Origin of the sequence: Duganella rhizosphaerae (assembly GCF_040364205.1) — a bacterium.
Taxonomy (GTDB): Bacteria; Pseudomonadota; Gammaproteobacteria; order Burkholderiales; family Burkholderiaceae_D; genus Rugamonas; species Rugamonas rhizosphaerae.
In genome coordinates this window covers 12499-28260 of record NZ_BPWK01000002.1, presented here as the reverse complement: position 1 = coordinate 28260, position 15762 = coordinate 12499, and the positions used below count along the sequence as shown (strand labels likewise).

17 protein-coding genes are annotated in these 15762 nt (G+C 63.4%); 1 reads left to right on the top strand and 16 read right to left on the bottom strand.

The window, feature by feature from the left end:
• Positions 1–2: 2 nt before the first annotated feature.
• The 3 genes from RUGAMON1_RS03930 to pyrE all read right to left on the bottom strand — a co-directional run bounded on the left by RUGAMON1_RS03930 (position 3) and on the right by pyrE (position 1983).
• Positions 3–860, bottom strand: a complete 858-nt coding sequence (locus tag RUGAMON1_RS03930; protein WP_445229875.1) for an alpha/beta fold hydrolase — start codon at positions 858–860, stop codon at positions 3–5.
• On the bottom strand, positions 860–1231 hold the full coding sequence (locus RUGAMON1_RS03925) for a hypothetical protein (protein ID WP_445229274.1): 372 nt from the start codon (positions 1229–1231) through the stop codon (positions 860–862). The genes RUGAMON1_RS03930 and RUGAMON1_RS03925 overlap by 1 nt, the downstream gene beginning before the upstream one ends.
• 74 nt (positions 1232–1305) lie before the next feature.
• The gene (gene pyrE / locus RUGAMON1_RS03920; protein ID WP_020704822.1) at positions 1306–1983 is read right to left on the bottom strand and encodes an orotate phosphoribosyltransferase; all 678 of its coding nucleotides are present in this window, start codon (positions 1981–1983) and stop codon (positions 1306–1308) included.
• 76 nt (positions 1984–2059) lie between these two features.
• On the opposite strand from pyrE, the gene RUGAMON1_RS03915 reads away from it, so the two are divergent.
• Positions 2060–2827 (top strand): exodeoxyribonuclease III, encoded by a 768-nt coding sequence (locus RUGAMON1_RS03915; protein WP_445229273.1) that lies wholly within the window; start codon positions 2060–2062, stop codon positions 2825–2827.
• A gap of 110 nt (positions 2828–2937) precedes the next feature.
• On the opposite strand, the gene RUGAMON1_RS03910 is transcribed toward RUGAMON1_RS03915, so the two are convergent.
• The 13 genes from RUGAMON1_RS03910 to RUGAMON1_RS03850 form a co-directional block, all read right to left on the bottom strand.
• A complete protein-coding gene (locus RUGAMON1_RS03910) occupies positions 2938–3825 on the bottom strand; it encodes a pseudouridine synthase (RefSeq protein ID WP_445229272.1) in 888 nt (295 codons plus the stop codon).
• On the bottom strand, positions 3825–4715 hold the full coding sequence (locus tag RUGAMON1_RS03905; protein ID WP_445229271.1) for a M48 family metallopeptidase: 891 nt from the start codon (positions 4713–4715) through the stop codon (positions 3825–3827). Before RUGAMON1_RS03905 ends, RUGAMON1_RS03910 begins: the two co-directional genes overlap by 1 nt.
• The gene (locus tag RUGAMON1_RS03900) at positions 4702–5967 is read right to left on the bottom strand and encodes an AmpG family muropeptide MFS transporter (protein ID WP_445229270.1); all 1266 of its coding nucleotides are present in this window, start codon (positions 5965–5967) and stop codon (positions 4702–4704) included. The genes RUGAMON1_RS03905 and RUGAMON1_RS03900 overlap by 14 nt, the downstream gene beginning before the upstream one ends.
• Positions 5967–6578 (bottom strand): methionine biosynthesis protein MetW, encoded by a 612-nt coding sequence (gene metW / locus RUGAMON1_RS03895; RefSeq protein ID WP_445229269.1) that lies wholly within the window; start codon positions 6576–6578, stop codon positions 5967–5969. Before metW ends, RUGAMON1_RS03900 begins: the two co-directional genes overlap by 1 nt.
• Entirely contained in the window at positions 6575–7729 is a 1155-nt protein-coding gene (metX, locus tag RUGAMON1_RS03890; RefSeq protein ID WP_445229268.1) for a homoserine O-succinyltransferase MetX, read from the bottom strand. The genes metW and metX overlap by 4 nt, the downstream gene beginning before the upstream one ends.
• Before the next feature lie 77 nt (positions 7730–7806).
• Positions 7807–9549, bottom strand: coding sequence for a phosphoenolpyruvate--protein phosphotransferase (gene ptsP / locus RUGAMON1_RS03885; protein ID WP_445229874.1), 1743 nt, complete (start codon positions 9547–9549; stop codon positions 7807–7809).
• A gap of 44 nt (positions 9550–9593) precedes the next feature.
• Positions 9594–9863, bottom strand: coding sequence for an HPr family phosphocarrier protein (locus RUGAMON1_RS03880; protein WP_008444930.1), 270 nt, complete (start codon positions 9861–9863; stop codon positions 9594–9596).
• Between the two features lie 49 nt (positions 9864–9912).
• The gene (locus tag RUGAMON1_RS03875) at positions 9913–10320 is read right to left on the bottom strand and encodes a PTS sugar transporter subunit IIA (RefSeq protein ID WP_332854407.1); all 408 of its coding nucleotides are present in this window, start codon (positions 10318–10320) and stop codon (positions 9913–9915) included.
• Positions 10321–10380: 60 nt separating this feature from the next.
• A complete protein-coding gene (gshB, locus tag RUGAMON1_RS03870; RefSeq protein WP_445229267.1) occupies positions 10381–11328 on the bottom strand; it encodes a glutathione synthase in 948 nt (315 codons plus the stop codon).
• An 85-nt stretch (positions 11329–11413) separates the two neighbouring features.
• Positions 11414–12715, bottom strand: a complete 1302-nt coding sequence (gene gshA, locus RUGAMON1_RS03865; RefSeq protein WP_445229266.1) for a glutamate--cysteine ligase — start codon at positions 12713–12715, stop codon at positions 11414–11416.
• A 182-nt stretch (positions 12716–12897) separates the two neighbouring features.
• Positions 12898–14466 (bottom strand): ammonium transporter, encoded by a 1569-nt coding sequence (locus tag RUGAMON1_RS03860; protein ID WP_445229265.1) that lies wholly within the window; start codon positions 14464–14466, stop codon positions 12898–12900.
• A gap of 11 nt (positions 14467–14477) precedes the next feature.
• Entirely contained in the window at positions 14478–14816 is a 339-nt protein-coding gene (locus tag RUGAMON1_RS03855; protein WP_008444920.1) for a P-II family nitrogen regulator, read from the bottom strand.
• Positions 14817–14827: 11 nt separating this feature from the next.
• Positions 14828–15592 (bottom strand): TorF family putative porin, encoded by a 765-nt coding sequence (locus tag RUGAMON1_RS03850; RefSeq protein WP_445229264.1) that lies wholly within the window; start codon positions 15590–15592, stop codon positions 14828–14830.
• Between the last annotated feature and the right edge of the window lie 170 nt (positions 15593–15762).

Genomic DNA, 15762 nt, shown 5'->3' with positions numbered 1-15762 from the left:
GCTCAGTGGGCAGGGCTTAGCGCCATCCATCCCAGGATGTCGGCGAAGATCTGCTCGCGATTGAGCTCATTGAAATTCTCGTGGTAGTTCTGCGGATGCCGCTGGTAAGTCAACAGCGCCGGCGGCACCGATTTCAGCATCTTCTCCGCCGCGTCGGCGTCGGCCAGCTTGTCGTCGCCGGCCACCACGGCGAACAGCCGGTGCTTCCAGGCCGGCATGCGCGGCGCCAGCCCTTGCTGCGCATGGGTCAGCGCGTTGCCGAAGCGGACCGTGATTTCGGTGGCGCGGATGCCGTCGCGTTCATCGTCGTGATGGCGGGCGGTGATGGCGGCATCGTGGGTCAGCATGTCGGTCAGCGGCGCCAGCGGCACCTTCATGCGCGGCGCCAGCGCGCCCAGCACGCCGGCCAGCGCCAGCAGCACCGGCGACACCTTGATCGCGTTCACATAATACGGCGACGACAGGATGAAGCCCTTGATGGCGGCGTCGCCGGCGAAGTGGCCCAGGCCCAGGTGGGTGGCGATCAGCGCGCCCATCGAATGGCCCATCACGTACACCGGCAAGCCCGGATACTGCTGCTTGACCCACTGCAGGAAGGCCACGCTGTCGTCCAGGAAGACGCCGAAGCCGGGAATGTCGACCCGGCGCGCATCCTGGTGGCCGCACAAGTCGTAGGCCACGGTGGCGATGCCGTGCTGGCGGAAGTACAGCGCCGGCGTAACGTAATCGCCGGCGTGCGCCATGCCGCCGTGGATGGCCAGGATCACCGCGCGCGGCGCGGCAGGCTCCCAGATGTGGACGCGGCGCTCGGCCTGCGGACCGGCGCGGAAGCTGGCCAGGCGGTCTTCCGAGAACCGCATCAAGCCGTGATGCTCAGGTTGATGCCCATATCGACCAGCAGCTTCAGGTCGGCCAGCGTGAAGTCCAGGCTGGGGGTCGCTTCGCCGCGTTCGGTGGTGAAGGAGATGCGCAGCTCGGCCGCGACATCGGAGCGCTCAAAGTGGATGCCGCGCGCCTGGCACTCGGCCAGGTAGTGACGGATCTGCTTGAGCAGCTGGTCCGGGTTCAGGTCGGCGCCGACGGCCACGTAGAAGCCCGAATCCAGGCGCACCCGGCCGTCGGGCTTGACGTCGCCCTTTTCCCAGTCGCTGTCCGGCTCGGTCGGCAATCCGTCGCGGATGTCGAACAGGCCGTCGTCGTCGCCGTGCACCTTCAGTGTTGCGATGTTCATGGGTTTGCCCCTTGTCTCCGGTATACCGAATAAGGTTACATCAAAGAAATTTCAAAGTCTAGCAATATGGCTAGTTAGGCAATGCCGTAGCGGGTACGGTAGGCGGCCACGGCGTCCTTGTATTGCAACAGCTGCGGATCGGCGCCGGCGCCGTTCAGGTAGCTGAACAGGTCGTCCAGGTTGCCGATCGAAATGACCGGGATGTTGTAGGCCTTGGCCACTTCCTGCACCGCCGAGCTGGGCGACAGCTGGTCGTCCTTGCCCGAGCGTTCCATGCGGTCCAGCGCGATCAGCACGGCGCAGGGTTCGGCGCCGGCGGCACGTATCATGTCCACCGATTCGCGCACCGAGGTGCCGGCCGAGATCACGTCGTCGATGATGACGACCTTGCCTTGCAGCTTGGCGCCGACGATGGTGCCGCCCTCGCCGTGGTCCTTGGCTTCCTTGCGGTTGAAGGCGAACGAGGTGTTGCGGCCCTTGCCGGCCAGCGCCACCGCCGTGGCCGAGGCCAGCGTGATGCCCTTGTAGGCGGGGCCGAACAGCATGTCGAACTCGACGCCGGAGTCCAGCAGCGTCTGCGCGTAGAACTGGGCCAGCTGGGCCAGCGTGGCGCCGTCATGGAACAGGCCGGCGTTGAAGAAGTACGGCGACTGGCGCCCGGCCTTGGTGGTGAAGTCGCCGAAGCGCAACACACCGGTCTTGACCGAAAATTCGATAAATTGCTGGCGCAGGGGGTTCAGTGGGTTCGTCATACTGCCTCATTTCTGTAAAGTGCCTGTATTTTAACGCTACACTAGCGCATTCCAAAATTTACGCATCGAATCGACCATGCCAAAAATCATCTCTGCCAATCTGAACGGCATCCGTTCCGCCTCGACCAAGGGCTTTTTCAAGTGGATGGCCACGCAGGACGCCGATTTCGTCTGTGTCCAGGAATTGAAGGCGCAAGCGCCGGACATGACGCCGGAATTCCTCAACCCGGGCGGCTACCACGGCCACTTCCACTATGCCGAGAAAAAAGGCTATTCCGGCACCGGCGTCTACAGCAAGATCGAGCCGGACCGCGTGGTGATCGGCTTCGGCTCGCCGGAGTTCGACGCCGAGGGCCGCTACGTGCGTTGCGATTTCGGCAACCTGACGGTGATTTCCGTGTACTGCCCGTCCGGCTCGTCCGGACCGGAGCGCCAGGAAGCCAAGTTCCGCTTCATGGACCTGTTCCTGCCGCACCTGCAAGCCTTGCACGCCGAAGGCCGCGAAGTGGTCATCTGCGGCGACTGGAACATCGCGCATAAAGAGATCGACCTGAAGAACTGGAAGGGCAACAAGAAGAATTCCGGCTTCCTGCCGGAAGAGCGCGAATGGATGACGCGCATCTTCGACGAAGTGGGCTACGTCGACGTGCACCGCGGCCTCGACCCGCGCGAAGAGCAATACACGTGGTGGAGCAACCGCGGCCAGGCCTACGCGAAGAACGTCGGCTGGCGCATCGACTACCACGTCGCCACCCCGGGCATCGCGGCCAAGGCCACCACGGTAGCGATCTACAAGGAAGAAAAGTTCTCCGACCATGCGCCGTTGACCATCACCTACGCCTAACCAACTGGGGTTAACCAACTGGGGTCAGATCTGACATTCGGACACGAGCTCTGCCTTACCCTGTTTTACGGCAGAGCTCGTGTCCGAATGTCAGATCTGACCCCACCGTTTTAAAGGCTGCGGCGGCTGCGGAATTCGCGCCGCTCGCCGCTCAGCGGGTCGGTGAAGGCGATGCGGCGCGCCAGCAGTTTCAACGGCTGCGAGACGTCGTCCTGCTTGCACGGCAGCGCCACCGGGTAGAAGGCGTCGTTGATGATGGGGATGCCCAGCGACGCCAAGTGCACGCGCAGCTGGTGCTTGCGGCCGGTGTGCGGATGCAGCCGGTACAAGGTGCAGTCGGCGCGGTGCTCGATGACGTCGATCAGCGTTTCCGAATTCGGCTCGCCCGGCTCCTCCTTCATGATGAAGAATTTGTCGCCGTCGACCATGCGGCTGCGATAAGTGAAGGGGAAGTCGCGGCCATTCAGGCGCGGCGCCAGCGCTTCGTACTCTTTCTCGATCACCCGCTTCTGGAACATCGACTGGTAAGCGCCCCGGCTTTCCTGCCGGCGCGAGAAGATCACCACGCCGGCCGTCTCGCGGTCCAGCCGGTGGATCGGCGTCAAATCCTGCTCGCCCAGCTTTTTCTTCAAGCGCACCAGCAGCGTCTCGTGCAGGAAGCGGCCGGTCGGTATCATCGGCAGGAAGTGCGGCTTGTCGACCACCACCAGATGCTCGTCCATGAACAGCACCTCTTCCTCGAACGGAATCGGCGTCTCGGCGTCCAGCTCGCGATAGTAGAAGATGCGCATGCCGCGCTGGTAGGCGCTGTGCGGCGCCAGCTCGTTGCCGTCGCCGTCCACCACCTCGCGGCGCGCCATGCGGTCGCGCCACGACGCTTCCGTCACGTCGGGATAGCGCGCGACCAGGAAGGTCAGCAGGTCCGGCCACTGCCCTTCCGGCAGCCACAGATAGCTGGGCGCGACACCGTCGCGCATCGGCAGCGGAGCGCGCGACATTATGAACGCGGCAGCGCCAGCGAGTGATACGGCGGCAGCGCGTTGGGATCCAGCCCCTTGACGCGCGCGTACACCGGCAGCACCAGGTGCATATTCTTGTTCATGTCCTCGATGCGCTTGCTGCCGCTCGGGTGGGTCGACAGGAAGGGCAATGGCTGGTTCTTGTTCACCGCGCTCATCTTTTGCCACAGCGCGATGCCGGCGCGCGGATCGTAGCCGGCGCGCGCAGCCAGGTCCAGGCCGACCAGGTCGGCCTCGCTCTCGTCGCCGCGCGAGAAGCTCAGCGCGGCGCCCTGCGCCACCATGCCTGCCGCCGCGTCGCCCAGGCGCGGGTCGACGCCGAAGTAGGCCGAGCCGAGCGCGCCGGCGATGCGGGCGCCGACCGAGGTGATGGTGTTCTTGCCGGCCTGCTCGCGCGCGTGCTCGCGCAGCGCATGGGCGATCTCGTGGCCCATGACCATCGCCACTTCGTCGTCGGTCAGGTTCAGCTTGGTCAGGATGCCGTTGTAGAAGGCGATGCGCCCCCCCGGCATGCAGAAGGCATTCACGGTCGGCGAGTTGAGCAGGTTGACTTCCCACTTCCAGTTGGCCGAGTCCGGATTCCAGCGCGCGGTGAACGGGATCAGCCGCTTGGCGATGGCGCGCAGCCGTATCAGCTGCGGATTGCGCTCGGTGGCGACGGCGTCCTTCTGGTGCGCCTGGGCCAGCATCTGGTCGTACTGCAGCTTGGATTGCTGGTCGAACTGGCGGGCGTCGCCGCCCAGGCCGCGCAGGCGCGACATGCTGGTGACGGGGATGCCGTCGTCCTGGCCGCCGGCGGCTACGGGCGCGACGGCGCCGGCGCAGCAGACCAGCGCCAGCAAGGCGGCGTTTAATTTAAGCTTTTTCATTCCTGGTATTCCATGGGGCGATTTTAGGCAGCATCATCATGGCAGGAAACGCCAGGATGAAGCACACAATAAAGAACCAGAACCAGCCGGTTTCCGCCACTATATACCCGACCGAGGAATTGATGAATGTGCGCGGCACCGCGGCCAGGCTGGAAAACAAGGCGTACTGGGTGGCCGTGTAGCGCGGATCGGTGGCGCGCGACATGAAGGCCACCAGCGCCGCCGCGCCCAGCCCCAGGCTGGCAAAGGCTTCGAAGCCGAAGACGGCGCTCAGCAACAGCGGATCGGGGCCGGTCTTGGCCAGCCAGGCGAAGCCCAGGATGGCGATCGCCTGCAACACGCCGAACACCCACAAGGCGCGGTTGATGCCCAGCTTGATCATCCAGATGCCGCCGACGGCGCCGCCGGCCAGCGCCGCCCACCAGCCGGTGGCGTTGGCCGCCAGGCCGATCTGCTTGGTGGTGAAGCCGATATCGAGGAAGAACTTGGTCGACAGCGCGGTGGCCATGCTGTCGCCGATTTTGTAGAGCAGCACGAAGCCGATGATCAGCAAGGCCTGGTTCCAGCCGTCGCGCTGCACGAACTCGCGGAACGGCAGCACCACCGCCTCCTGCAGGTTCTTCGGCGGTGCGCCATACACGGCGGGCTCCTTGGCCAGCAAGGTGCAAACGAAGCCCGGCAGCATGAAGGCGGCGACGATCCAGAACACGGCCTGCCACGACATGCTGTCCGCCAGCACCAGCCCCAGCGCGCTCGGGATCAGGCTGGCGGCCTTGTAGGCGTTGACGATGATGGCCGCGCCCAGGCCCTGCTCGTTCTCGGCCAGGATCTCGCGGCGGTAGGCGTCGATCACCACGTCCTGGCTGGCCGACAGGAAGGCGATCAGGAACACGCAGCCGGCGATCAGCGTCAGCTCCAGCTTCGGATCCAGCATGCCGAGGCCGCCGATCACCAGGAACAGCGACAGCTGCGTCAGCGCCATCCAGCCGCGCCGCCGGCCCAGCGAGCCGATGGCGTAGCGGTCCATCAGCGGCGCCCACAGGAACTTGAAGGTGTACGGGAAGGTCACCAGCGCGAACAGACCCAGCGCCTTGACGTCCAGCCCGGACTTGGCCAGCCACGCCTGCATCAGGTAGATCAGCGTGTATAGCGGCAGCCCGGAGCTGAAGCCCAGGAACAGGATGGAGACGGTGCGGCCGTTCAGATAGGTGCGCCAGCCGGGCGCGCTCGATGGCTGTTCCTGGATCGTCATCAGTGGCTGACCTTTTTACGCAGGCGGAACACGGCAAGGTCGCCGCGCAGGTTGGGCAGGAACGAGACGCGTCGGCCTTCGGCCAGCGCCACGCATTCGATCACTTCCAGCCCGCACTCTTCGGCCAGGTCGCGGAAATCGGTGATGGTGGCGCAGCGCATATTGGGCGTGTCGTACCACTCGTACGGCAGCGATTCCGACACCGGCATGCGGCCCTTCAGCAAGGCCACGCGGTGCGGCCAGTAGGCGAAGTTGGGGAACGATACGATCGCCTCCTTGCCGACGCGGACGATGTCGCGCAACAGCGGCTCCACATGCTTCATCATTTGCAGCGACGACAGGCACAGCACCGTGTCGAAGCTGTTGTCGCCGAACAGGGCCAGGCCCTTCTCCATGTCCTGCTGGATCACGCGCACGCCGCGCTTGGTGCTGTCCAGCACCTTGTCGTCGGCGATCTCGATGCCGTAGCCGCTGCACTGCTTGTCGCTTTGCAGATAGTCCATCATCACGCCGTCGCCACAGCCGACGTCGAGCACGTGTGCATTCTTCGGTACCCAGTGGGCGATGAAGGCCAGGTCCGGCCGGGCGCTGCTTAAATCGTTGAAGTTCATGCTGCCGCTTTCTGGTTAATGTCGTTCCACACCTGATCGTAGTAGGCGCGCACCAGGTTCATGTAGCGCGGGTCTTCCAGCAGGAAGGCATCGTGGCCGTGCGGCGCGTCGATTTCCGCGTAGGTGACCTGGCGGCGGTTGCAGATCAGCGCCTTGACGATCTCCTGGCTGCGCTCCGGCGAGAAACGCCAGTCGGTGGTGAACGAGGCCAGGAAGAACTTGGCCTTGGTGCCGGCCAAGGTCTTGGCCAGGTCGCCGCCGTGCGCGCGCGCCGGGTCGAAGTAATCAAGCGCCTTGGTGATCAGCAGGTAGGTGTTGGCGTCGAAGTATTCGCTGAACTTGTCGCCCTGGTAGCGCAGGTAGGATTCGATTTCGAAATCGACGCCGAAGCCGAACTTGTAGTCGCCCGCCTCGGCAGCGTCCCTGAGTTTGCGGCCAAATTTCTCGGCCATGTCGTCGTCGGACAGATAGGTGATGTGGCCGACCATGCGCGCCACGCGCAGGCCGTTCTTGGGCACCACGCCGTGTTCGTAGAAGTCGCCGCCGCGATAATCAGGGTCGGACAGGATGGCCTGGCGGGCGACGTCGTTGAAGGCGATGTTCTGCGCCGACAGCTTGGCGGTGGAGGCGATCACCACGCAGTGGCGCAGACGGTCCGGGTACATGATGGACCAGGCCAACGCCTGCATGCCGCCCAGCGAACCGCCCATGACGGCGGCAAACTGCGTGATGCCCAGTTGATCGGCCAGGCGCGCCTGGGCGTGCACCCAGTCCTCCACCGTCACCACCGGGAAAGCAGCGCCATATGGCTTGCCGGTGGCGGGATTGATGTGCATGGGCCCGGTCGAGCCGAAGCAGGAGCCGAGGTTGTTGATGCCGATGACGAAGAAGTGGTCGGTGTCGAGCGGCTTGCCGGGACCGACCATATTGTCCCACCAGCCCTGGCTTTTCGGCTTGCCTTCATATTCGCCGGCCACGTGGTGCGAGGCGTTGAGCGCATGGCAGACCAGCACCGCGTTGGATTTGTCGGCATTCAGGGTGCCGTAGGTTTCATACATCAACATGTAGTCGTGCAGCGATGCGCCGCTTTGCAGCGGCAGCGGCTGCGCAAAATGCATGGTTTGCGGAGTAACGTATCCTAAGGATGGCATGTGGTTTAATTTTTATAGGGGTCGGCCCCGCGGGCCATCTATCAAGGTGGGACCGCGAGGATGGGTCCCACCACTTACTACATCAACTGCAATTGTTCGACCGCGTCTGCAATTACACTTGGTTCCATCGAGCGCATGATCTTGCGGGTTTGCGGCGTGATGCGCGCAAGGTCGCTGTTCAGGATTTCCTGCTTGACCGACAGCAGCTGCGCCGGGTGCATGGAGAATTCGCGCAAGCCCATGCCCAGCAGCAGGCGCGTGAGCTTGATGTCGCCCGCCATTTCGCCGCACACGGCCACGTCGATCCCGGCTTTATGCCCGGCCGCAATCGTCATCGAGATCAATTGCAGCACAGCCGGATGCAGCGGATTGTAAAGGTGTGCGACCTCATAATCAACCCGGTCGATCGCCAGCGTGTACTGGATCAGGTCGTTGGTGCCGATCGACAGGAAGTCCATGCGCTTGACGAACATCGGCAGCGCCAGCGCGGCGGCCGGGATTTCGATCATGGCGCCGACGTCGACATTGTCGTCGAACTTGATGTTCTGTTCGCGCAGCTCGGCCTTGGCCTGGGCGATCATGGCCAGCGACTGGTCGATCTCGAAGGCGTGCGCCAGCATCGGGATCAGGATGCGCACCTTGCCGAACGCCGACGCGCGCAGGATGGCGCGCAGCTGGGTCAGGAAGATCTGCGGCTCGGCCAGGCAGTAGCGGATCGCCCGCAGGCCCAGCGCCGGATTGAGCGCGGTGTGCTCGGTCTGGTCGAGCGGCTTGTCGGCGCCGATGTCGAGCGTGCGGATGGTGACCGGCCGGCCCTTCATCGCCACCACCGCCTTCTTGTACTGTTCGAACTGCTCGTCCTCGGACGGGATCCTGCTGTTGCGGCCCATGAACAGGAACTCGGAGCGGAACAGGCCGACGCCGTTGGCGCCCGCCTCCATCGCCGAGGCGCAATCGTCCGGCAGCTCGATGTTCGCCATCAGCATGATCTCGACGCCGTCCTTGGTGATGGCGGGCGTCTTCTTCAGCTTGTTGAGTTTCTTGCGCGCGCGGGTGGCGGCGCCCTGGCGTTCACGGTACTGCTCCAGCACCAGCGCGCTCGGGTTGGCGATCACCACGCCGGCGTCGCCGTCGATGATCAGCCAGTCGTCCTGTTCGATCAGGGTCGAGGCGCCGGACATGCCGACCGCCGCCGGGATGTCCAGGCTGCGGGCGACGATGGCCGTGTGCGAGTTCTGGCCGCCGACGTCGGTGACGAAGCCGATGAAGGAACGGTCGCGGAACTGCAGCATGTCGGCCGGCGAAATGTCGTGGGCGACGATGATCATCTGCGCCTGGAAGCCGTCCTCGCCGGTGGTGGCGGGCAGGATCTGGGCGGTGCCCATCAACACCTTCAGCACGCGCTCGGCGACCTGCTGGATGTCGGCCTTGCGCTCGCGCAGGTAGGGGTCTTCGATTTCGTCGAACTGCGCCGACAGCTCGTCGATCTGGGTCAGCAGCGCCCATTCGGCGTTGTAGTGGCGGGTGCGGATGATGTCCAGCGGCGCTTCGGAGATCATCGGATCGGACAGGATCAGCGCGTGGACGTCGATGAAGGCGCCCAGTTCGGTCGGCGCATCCTTCGGCAATTCGTTCCACAGCGTCTGCAGTTCCCTGTGCACCTGCACCAGCGCCTGCTGCAGGCGCGACACTTCGGCCTCCAGGTGCTCTTCCGCCACCAGGTAGTGCTTGACGTCCAGCGCCGCCGGCGCCAGCTTGTGGGCGCGGCCGATGGCGATGCCGCGCGACACCGAGATGCCATGCAGCGTGAAGGAAGCCATGGCCGGGCCGGTGGGGGTGCGGGGACGGCTGCGTTCCGCAGGCATTACTCGCCTTCGCCGAACTTGTCGTTGACCAGCGCCGTCAGCGCGGCGATGCAATCGCCCTCATCGGCGCCGTCGGCTTCCAGCGTGACTTTGGCGCCCTTGCCGGCGGCCAGCATCATCACGCCCATGATGGACTTGGCGTTGATGCGGCGCGCGTTGCGGGTCAGCCAGACGTCGCTTTGAAATTTTGCTGCCAGTTGGGTGAATTTGGCGGAGGCACGCGCATGCAAACCAAGCTTGTTGATAATCTCAAGTTCTTGTTGAATCATTTTTCTTTTGTCTCAATCAGAAATGCGCACTGCAAAAAATATTCCGGAGTCAGGATTGCCCGACCCGGATTCGGTTATCGACGCGCACTGCCCCACTTTGCGCGCCGGCCAGGGCCATTTCCACCACCACGTCCAGCGCGTCGCGGCGGTAGGTGATGGCGCGCAGCAGCATCGGCAAACTGATGCCTGCTATCACCTCCACCCGGCCGGCGTCCGCCAGGCGGTTACAGCAATTGGCGGGCGTGCCGCCTTTGACGTCGGTGATGACCAGCACCCCGTCGCCGTCGTCGAGACGCTTGATCGCCGCCGCCGCCAGTGCCTGGACTTCGCCGAGGTCCTGGTCGGCGATCACGTCGATCGCCTCCAGCCGCTCGGTGGGACCACGAAACACATGGGCGCAAGCGGCAATGAAGGCCTGTCCCAGTGGTGCGTGCGTCATAAGCAGTATGCCAACCATATTCTTAAACCGCCAGTGAGCGCGGACGTTTTTTGACGTCCGACGCAAGTTAATTGTTAGTTATTTGCCCTGCACGGCCGCTTCGACGGCGTCGACGAACATCGCCGCCACCTGGAAGCCCGTTTGCTGGGTGATTTCCTGGAAGCAGGTTGGACTGGTGACGTTTACTTCCGTTAAGCAATCGCCAATAACATCTAATCCTACCAGCAACAGGCCACGGGCGGCCAGTATCGGGCCCAGGGTATTGGCAATTTCATAATCGCGCTCGGTCAGCGGCTGGGCCACGCCGACGCCGCCGGCCGCCAGGTTGCCGCGCACTTCGCCGTTCTGCGGGATGCGCGCCAGCGAGAACGGCACCGGCTTGCCGGCGATGACCAGGATGCGCTTGTCGCCCTTGAGGATTTCGGGAATATAACGCTGCACCATGATGGTGCGGGCGCCGTTGTCGGTCAGCGTTTCGATGATGGAGCCCAGGTTCATGCCGTCGGCCGCGACGCGGAACACGCCGGCGCCGCCCATGCCGTCCAGCGGCTTGAGGATGATGTCGCAGTGGTGCTTGTGGAAGGCGCGGATGCGCGCTTCGTCGGCCGTCACCAATGTCGGCGAGGTGAACTCGTTGAACTGGGCGATGGACAGCTTTTCATTGTGGTCGCGGATCGCCGACGGCTTGTTGAACACCTTGGCGCCCTGCTTTTCGGCCAGCTCCAGCAGGTAGGTGCCGTAGATGTACTCCATGTCGAACGGAGGATCCTTGCGCTGGATGATGGCGTCGAAGTCGCCCAGCTTGGTTTCGTGGGCGGGCGCCGCGCGATACCAGTCGTGGCTGTCGCCGGTGATGGTGATCGCGGCCGCGTTGGCGTAGACCACGCCGCAGTCCAGCGCCATGTCTTTTTGCTCGAAGGCGTAGACGGTGTGGCCGCGCTGGGCCGCTTCCACCATCATGGCGTAGGTCGAATCCTTGTAGGTTTTGAAGCTGGCCAAGGGATCGGCGAGGAAAGCTATTTTCATGGGCGCATCCATTCTGGGTAATGCCTGATTTTAGCCGAGTTTCGCCTGCGGCACCGGGGAGCGGACCAGTCCGCTCCCCGTGGGCTTAGTAGACTTCGGGGTTGGGATCGGTGCGTTCCATTTCCAGCGACGCCGCCAGCAAGGCCAGCCGCGCCACCACGCCGTAGACGTAGAAACGGTTGGGCGCCGCCGTGCCCGGCTTGGCCTTCAGGTCCGGCACCGCGTGCTGCTGGGCGAACGCCAGCGGCACGTACTGCGAACCGGGCGCGTTGAGGTTCTGGTCGATGCCCTTTTCCGCGTGCACGCGGTAGAAACCGCCCACCACATAGCGGTCGATCATGTAGACCACCGGCTCGGCCACCGCGTCCTTGATGCTTTCGAAGGTCGGCACGCCTTCCTGGATGATGAAGTCGGTCACTTCCCTGCCATCCTTGATGACGATCATCTTGTCGCGCTGGGCCTGGCTCAAGTCCTTGATTTCACTGGAATCCTTGATCGTCAGGATGCTGGTGCCGTAGGTACCGGCGTCCGGCTTGACGATCACGAACGGTTTCTGGTCCTTGATGCCGTATTCCTTGTACTTCTTCTTGATCTTGGACAGCAGCGCGTCGATATTGGCGGCCAGGCAGTCGTAGCCCTCGCCGGTGCGGAAATTGACGGCGTCGCACTTGGCATGGAAGGGGTTGAGCATCCACGGATCGACGCCGATCAGCTTGCCGAACTTCTTGACCACCTCGTCGTAGGCGTTCATGTGGTTGCTCTTCCGGCGCACGGCCCAGCCGGCGTGCAGCGGTGGCAGCAGGCTTTGCTCGTGGATGTTCTGCAAAATGTCAGGAATGCCGGCCGACAGGTCGTTGTTCAGCAAGATCGTGCACGGGTCGAAATCCTTCAGGCCCAGGCGGCGGCCGTTGGCCGAACGCACCAGCGGCTCGACCACCAGCATATTGCCGTCAGGCAGGGCCAGCGGGGTCGGCTGGGTGATGTCCGGCGACAGCGAACCCAGGCGCACGTGCAATCCGGTCTGGCGGAAGATCTGCATCAGCCGCGCGACGTTCTGCCAGTAAGTCGGATGGCGCTGGGTCACTTCCGGGATCAACAGCAGGTTGCGGGCGTCCGGGCAATATTTGTCGATGGCGGCCATGGCGGCCTGCACCGACAGCGGCAGCATTTCCGTCGCCAGATGGTTGAAACCGCCGGGGAACAGATTGGTGTCGACCGGCGCCAGCTTGTAGCCGGCATTGCGCATATCGACCGAGCAATAGAACGGCGGCGTATGTTCCTGCCACTCCAGGCGGAACCAGCGCTCAATGGCCGGCGTTGCCGCCAGGATCTTTTCTTCGAGGTCGAGCAGCGGTCCGGTCAGGGCCGTGACAAGATGGGGAACCATGATTACTTCCTTAAATGATGCGGGAGGACGACCCTCCAGGCACGCAGAACATCAGATATTACCGTGCAGATACCCCAAATCGGGGCGAAAACCCTATTTTAAAGGCGGGAAATAAAAAAAGCGCCTCTTTTGGAGGCGCTTTTCGGTGAGCCCGCCGTGGCGGACTCCTGCAACATTATCAATTACGCATGGTAGGCCGACTCGCCATGGCTGGTGATGTCCAGGCCTTCGCGCTCCTCTTCTTCCGGCACGCGCAGACCGATGACGACGTCGACCAGTTTGTAGGCGATCAGCGAGACCACGGCAGACCAGAGCACGGTGGTGCCGATGGCGGTGCCCTGGATCGTTACCTGGCTGACGATCGAGTATGGATCAGCCGACATCTTGTTGGTGACGTAGTCGAAGATGCCCTGGCCGCCCAGCGATGGCGAAGCGAACACGCCAGTCAGCAGCGCGCCCAGGATACCGCCGACGCCGTGCACGCCGAACACGTCCAGCGAATCGTCGGCGCCCAGCAGGCGTTTCAGGCCGTTCACGCCCCACAGGCAGATGACACCGGCCAGCAGGCCCATGATCAGCGCGCCCATCGGACCGACGTAGCCGCAAGCCGGGGTGATGGCCACCAGGCCGGCAACGGCGCCCGAAGCGGCACCCAGCATCGAAGGCTTGCCTTTGACGATCCACTCGCCCAACAGCCAGGACATGGTGGCGGCGGCGGTAGCCAGCAGCGTGTTGACGAAGGCCAGCGCGGCGACGTCGCCCGCTTCCAGTGCCGAACCGGCATTGAAACCGAACCAGCCGACCCACAGCAGCGAAGCGCCGATCATGGTCATGGTCAGCGAGTGCGGCGCCATGGATTCGCGGCCGTAGCCGACGCGTTTGCCCATCATGTAAGCGCCCACCAGGCCGGCAACAGCGGCGTTGATGTGCACCACGGTGCCGCCGGCGAAGTCCAGCGCGCCTTTTTGCCACAGGAAGCCGGCCTTGGCGGTTTCGGTCGCCAGCGTCGCGGCATCCTTGATCGCGTCAGGACCGGTCCAGAACCAGACCATGTGGGCGACTGGCAGGTAAGCGAAGGTGAACCACAGCACGACGAAGGCCAGCACGGCGGTGAATTTGGCGCGTTCGGCGAAGGAACCGACGATCAGGCCGCAGGTGATGGCGGCGAAGGTCGCCTGGAACACCACGTACACGAACTCCGGAATGACCACGCCTTTGCTGAAGGTGGCGGCGGTGGAGAAGGTGGCCTTGGCCGGATCCCAGATACCGTTCAGGAACAGGCGGTCGAATTTGCCGATGAAGGCGTTGCCTTCGGTGAAGGCCAGCGAGTAGCCGTACACGCACCACAGCACGATGATCAGCGCGAAGATGGTGAACACTTGCAGCAGGATGGACAGCATGTTCTTGGAACGGACCAGGCCGCCGTAGAACAGCGCCAGGCCGGGAATCGACATCATGATGACCAGGATGGTCGACACCATCATCCAGGCGGTGTCGCCTTTATTCGGTACGGGCGCGGCGGCCGGGGCGGCCGGGGCGGCTTCCGCAGGCGCTGCGGCGGCTGGTGCAGCGGCTGGCGCGGCGGCAGCAGGCGCGGCAACCGGAGCCGCTTCAGGCGCCGACGCGGCCGGTGCAGCAGCGGAGGCGACCGGGGCCGAAGCGGCCGGTTTGGCATCCTCGGCGTGCACCGGCGCGGACAGCGCGAACAGGATGGAGACCCCAGCCAGCAACGTTGTTATAGTTTTTTTCATCAAGCTTCCCCTTAAAGAGCTTCGTTGCCGGTTTCGCCGGTACGAATGCGTATGACTTGTTCCAGGTTGTACACGAAGATTTTGCCGTCGCCGATTTTGCCGGTGCGGGCAGCGCCTTCGATCGCTTCTATCGCTTGCTCGACGATGGAATCGTCCACCGCCGCTTCGATCTTGGTCTTGGGCAGGAAGTCCACCACGTACTCCGCACCGCGGTACAGCTCGGTATGGCCTTTCTGGCGACCGAAGCCTTTGACCTCGGTCACGGTGATGCCTTGCACGTTGATCGCCGACAGGGCCTCGCGGACCTCGTCGAGCTTGAACGGCTTGATAATGGCGGTAATCATTTTCATGCTGGCCTCGCTTAGAAGGTTTTGGAAATGGTCAGGACAGCCCCGGTTTTGGCCAGGTTCTTCCCATCCGGTCCGACGTAGGCTTTCGTGTCGGCATAGACCGCCGCCAATGCCACCGTCACTACGCCGAAATCTTTGGTCACGCCCAGCTTGTAATCGGTGTAGCTGGAGGCGCCGTTGTGTTTTACGTTCTGGTGGCCGGCGTGCACGTTCAGTACATAGCCGTCGGTCAGTTCGAAGTTGCCGGAAGCGTCGAGGTAGCCGCTGTTCTTGCTGTCTGCGAAACCGAACAGGTTGGTCGTCGATTGCGAGTATTTCAACGTGACCGGGCCGTAGCCGATCTGGCCGTACAATTCGAAGGTGTTGGCGCTAGGGTGCAGGCCGTTCGACGGGTAGAAGTAGTACAGGCCGCCGACGTCATAGCTCACATCCTTGACGATCTCGCCGCGTTTGCCTGCGTACAGGTCCCATTCGACATCGCCATCGCCGCCCGCGTCCTTGGTCCACTTGATGGTGGACAGCCAGGTGCCGGCATAGAAGCCGGTCGGGTTGTTGGTGTAGTCCGCGCCGCCCTGCAGGGCAGGTTTCAGACGGGTTTGCGATACGCCGCGGTAACGGTAGTCGCTGACAATGGCCGCGTTGAAGCTGACTTCATTGTCCGGTTTCGCTTCCGCCGCGGGTGCCGCGTCTTCGGCGCGCGCCATGCCGGCGCTCATGGAGGCGAATGCTAAGGTCAACGCTGCGATCAGGGTAAAGTTCTTGCTCAAGCTTTTCATCGTTGTTTTCCTTGTGTAGTTGAACTTATTTAGCAGTTGCGGTTTAAAATCCTGTTTATGACGAAGCGGTGTATGCGTTCATAGCTTCTGTAGCAGAATGCGTGCCAGCTAATGTTGTCGAGGTGATAGCTGCCGTATCAACTAGGGCAACGGGACGGCATTTGAAAGAA

What these genes read in the sequence shown, in the direction of transcription:
- RUGAMON1_RS03915 (WP_445229273.1), top strand. Translation starts at nt 2,060, where the DNA reads ATGCCAAAAATCATCTCTGCCAATCTGAACGGCATCCGTTCCGCCTCG.
- RUGAMON1_RS03860 (WP_445229265.1), bottom strand. Translation starts at nt 14,466, where the DNA reads ATGAAAAAAACTATAACAACGTTGCTGGCTGGGGTCTCCATCCTGTTC.
- RUGAMON1_RS03905 (WP_445229271.1), bottom strand. Translation starts at nt 4,715, where the DNA reads ATGAAAAAGCTTAAATTAAACGCCGCCTTGCTGGCGCTGGTCTGCTGC.
- gshA (WP_445229266.1), bottom strand. Translation starts at nt 12,715, where the DNA reads ATGGTTCCCCATCTTGTCACGGCCCTGACCGGACCGCTGCTCGACCTC.
- RUGAMON1_RS03850 (WP_445229264.1), bottom strand. Translation starts at nt 15,592, where the DNA reads ATGAAAAGCTTGAGCAAGAACTTTACCCTGATCGCAGCGTTGACCTTA.
- RUGAMON1_RS03880 (WP_008444930.1), bottom strand. Translation starts at nt 9,863, where the DNA reads ATGATTCAACAAGAACTTGAGATTATCAACAAGCTTGGTTTGCATGCG.
- RUGAMON1_RS03930 (WP_445229875.1), bottom strand. Translation starts at nt 860, where the DNA reads ATGCGGTTCTCGGAAGACCGCCTGGCCAGCTTCCGCGCCGGTCCGCAG.
- RUGAMON1_RS03925 (WP_445229274.1), bottom strand. Translation starts at nt 1,231, where the DNA reads ATGAACATCGCAACACTGAAGGTGCACGGCGACGACGACGGCCTGTTC.
- RUGAMON1_RS03900 (WP_445229270.1), bottom strand. Translation starts at nt 5,967, where the DNA reads ATGACGATCCAGGAACAGCCATCGAGCGCGCCCGGCTGGCGCACCTAT.
- RUGAMON1_RS03910 (WP_445229272.1), bottom strand. Translation starts at nt 3,825, where the DNA reads ATGTCGCGCGCTCCGCTGCCGATGCGCGACGGTGTCGCGCCCAGCTAT.
- metX (WP_445229268.1), bottom strand. Translation starts at nt 7,729, where the DNA reads ATGCCATCCTTAGGATACGTTACTCCGCAAACCATGCATTTTGCGCAG.
- RUGAMON1_RS03875 (WP_332854407.1), bottom strand. Translation starts at nt 10,320, where the DNA reads ATGGTTGGCATACTGCTTATGACGCACGCACCACTGGGACAGGCCTTC.
- ptsP (WP_445229874.1), bottom strand. Translation starts at nt 9,549, where the DNA reads ATGGCTTCCTTCACGCTGCATGGCATCTCGGTGTCGCGCGGCATCGCC.
- pyrE (WP_020704822.1), bottom strand. Translation starts at nt 1,983, where the DNA reads ATGACGAACCCACTGAACCCCCTGCGCCAGCAATTTATCGAATTTTCG.
- metW (WP_445229269.1), bottom strand. Translation starts at nt 6,578, where the DNA reads ATGAACTTCAACGATTTAAGCAGCGCCCGGCCGGACCTGGCCTTCATC.
- RUGAMON1_RS03855 (WP_008444920.1), bottom strand. Translation starts at nt 14,816, where the DNA reads ATGAAAATGATTACCGCCATTATCAAGCCGTTCAAGCTCGACGAGGTC.
- gshB (WP_445229267.1), bottom strand. Translation starts at nt 11,328, where the DNA reads ATGAAAATAGCTTTCCTCGCCGATCCCTTGGCCAGCTTCAAAACCTAC.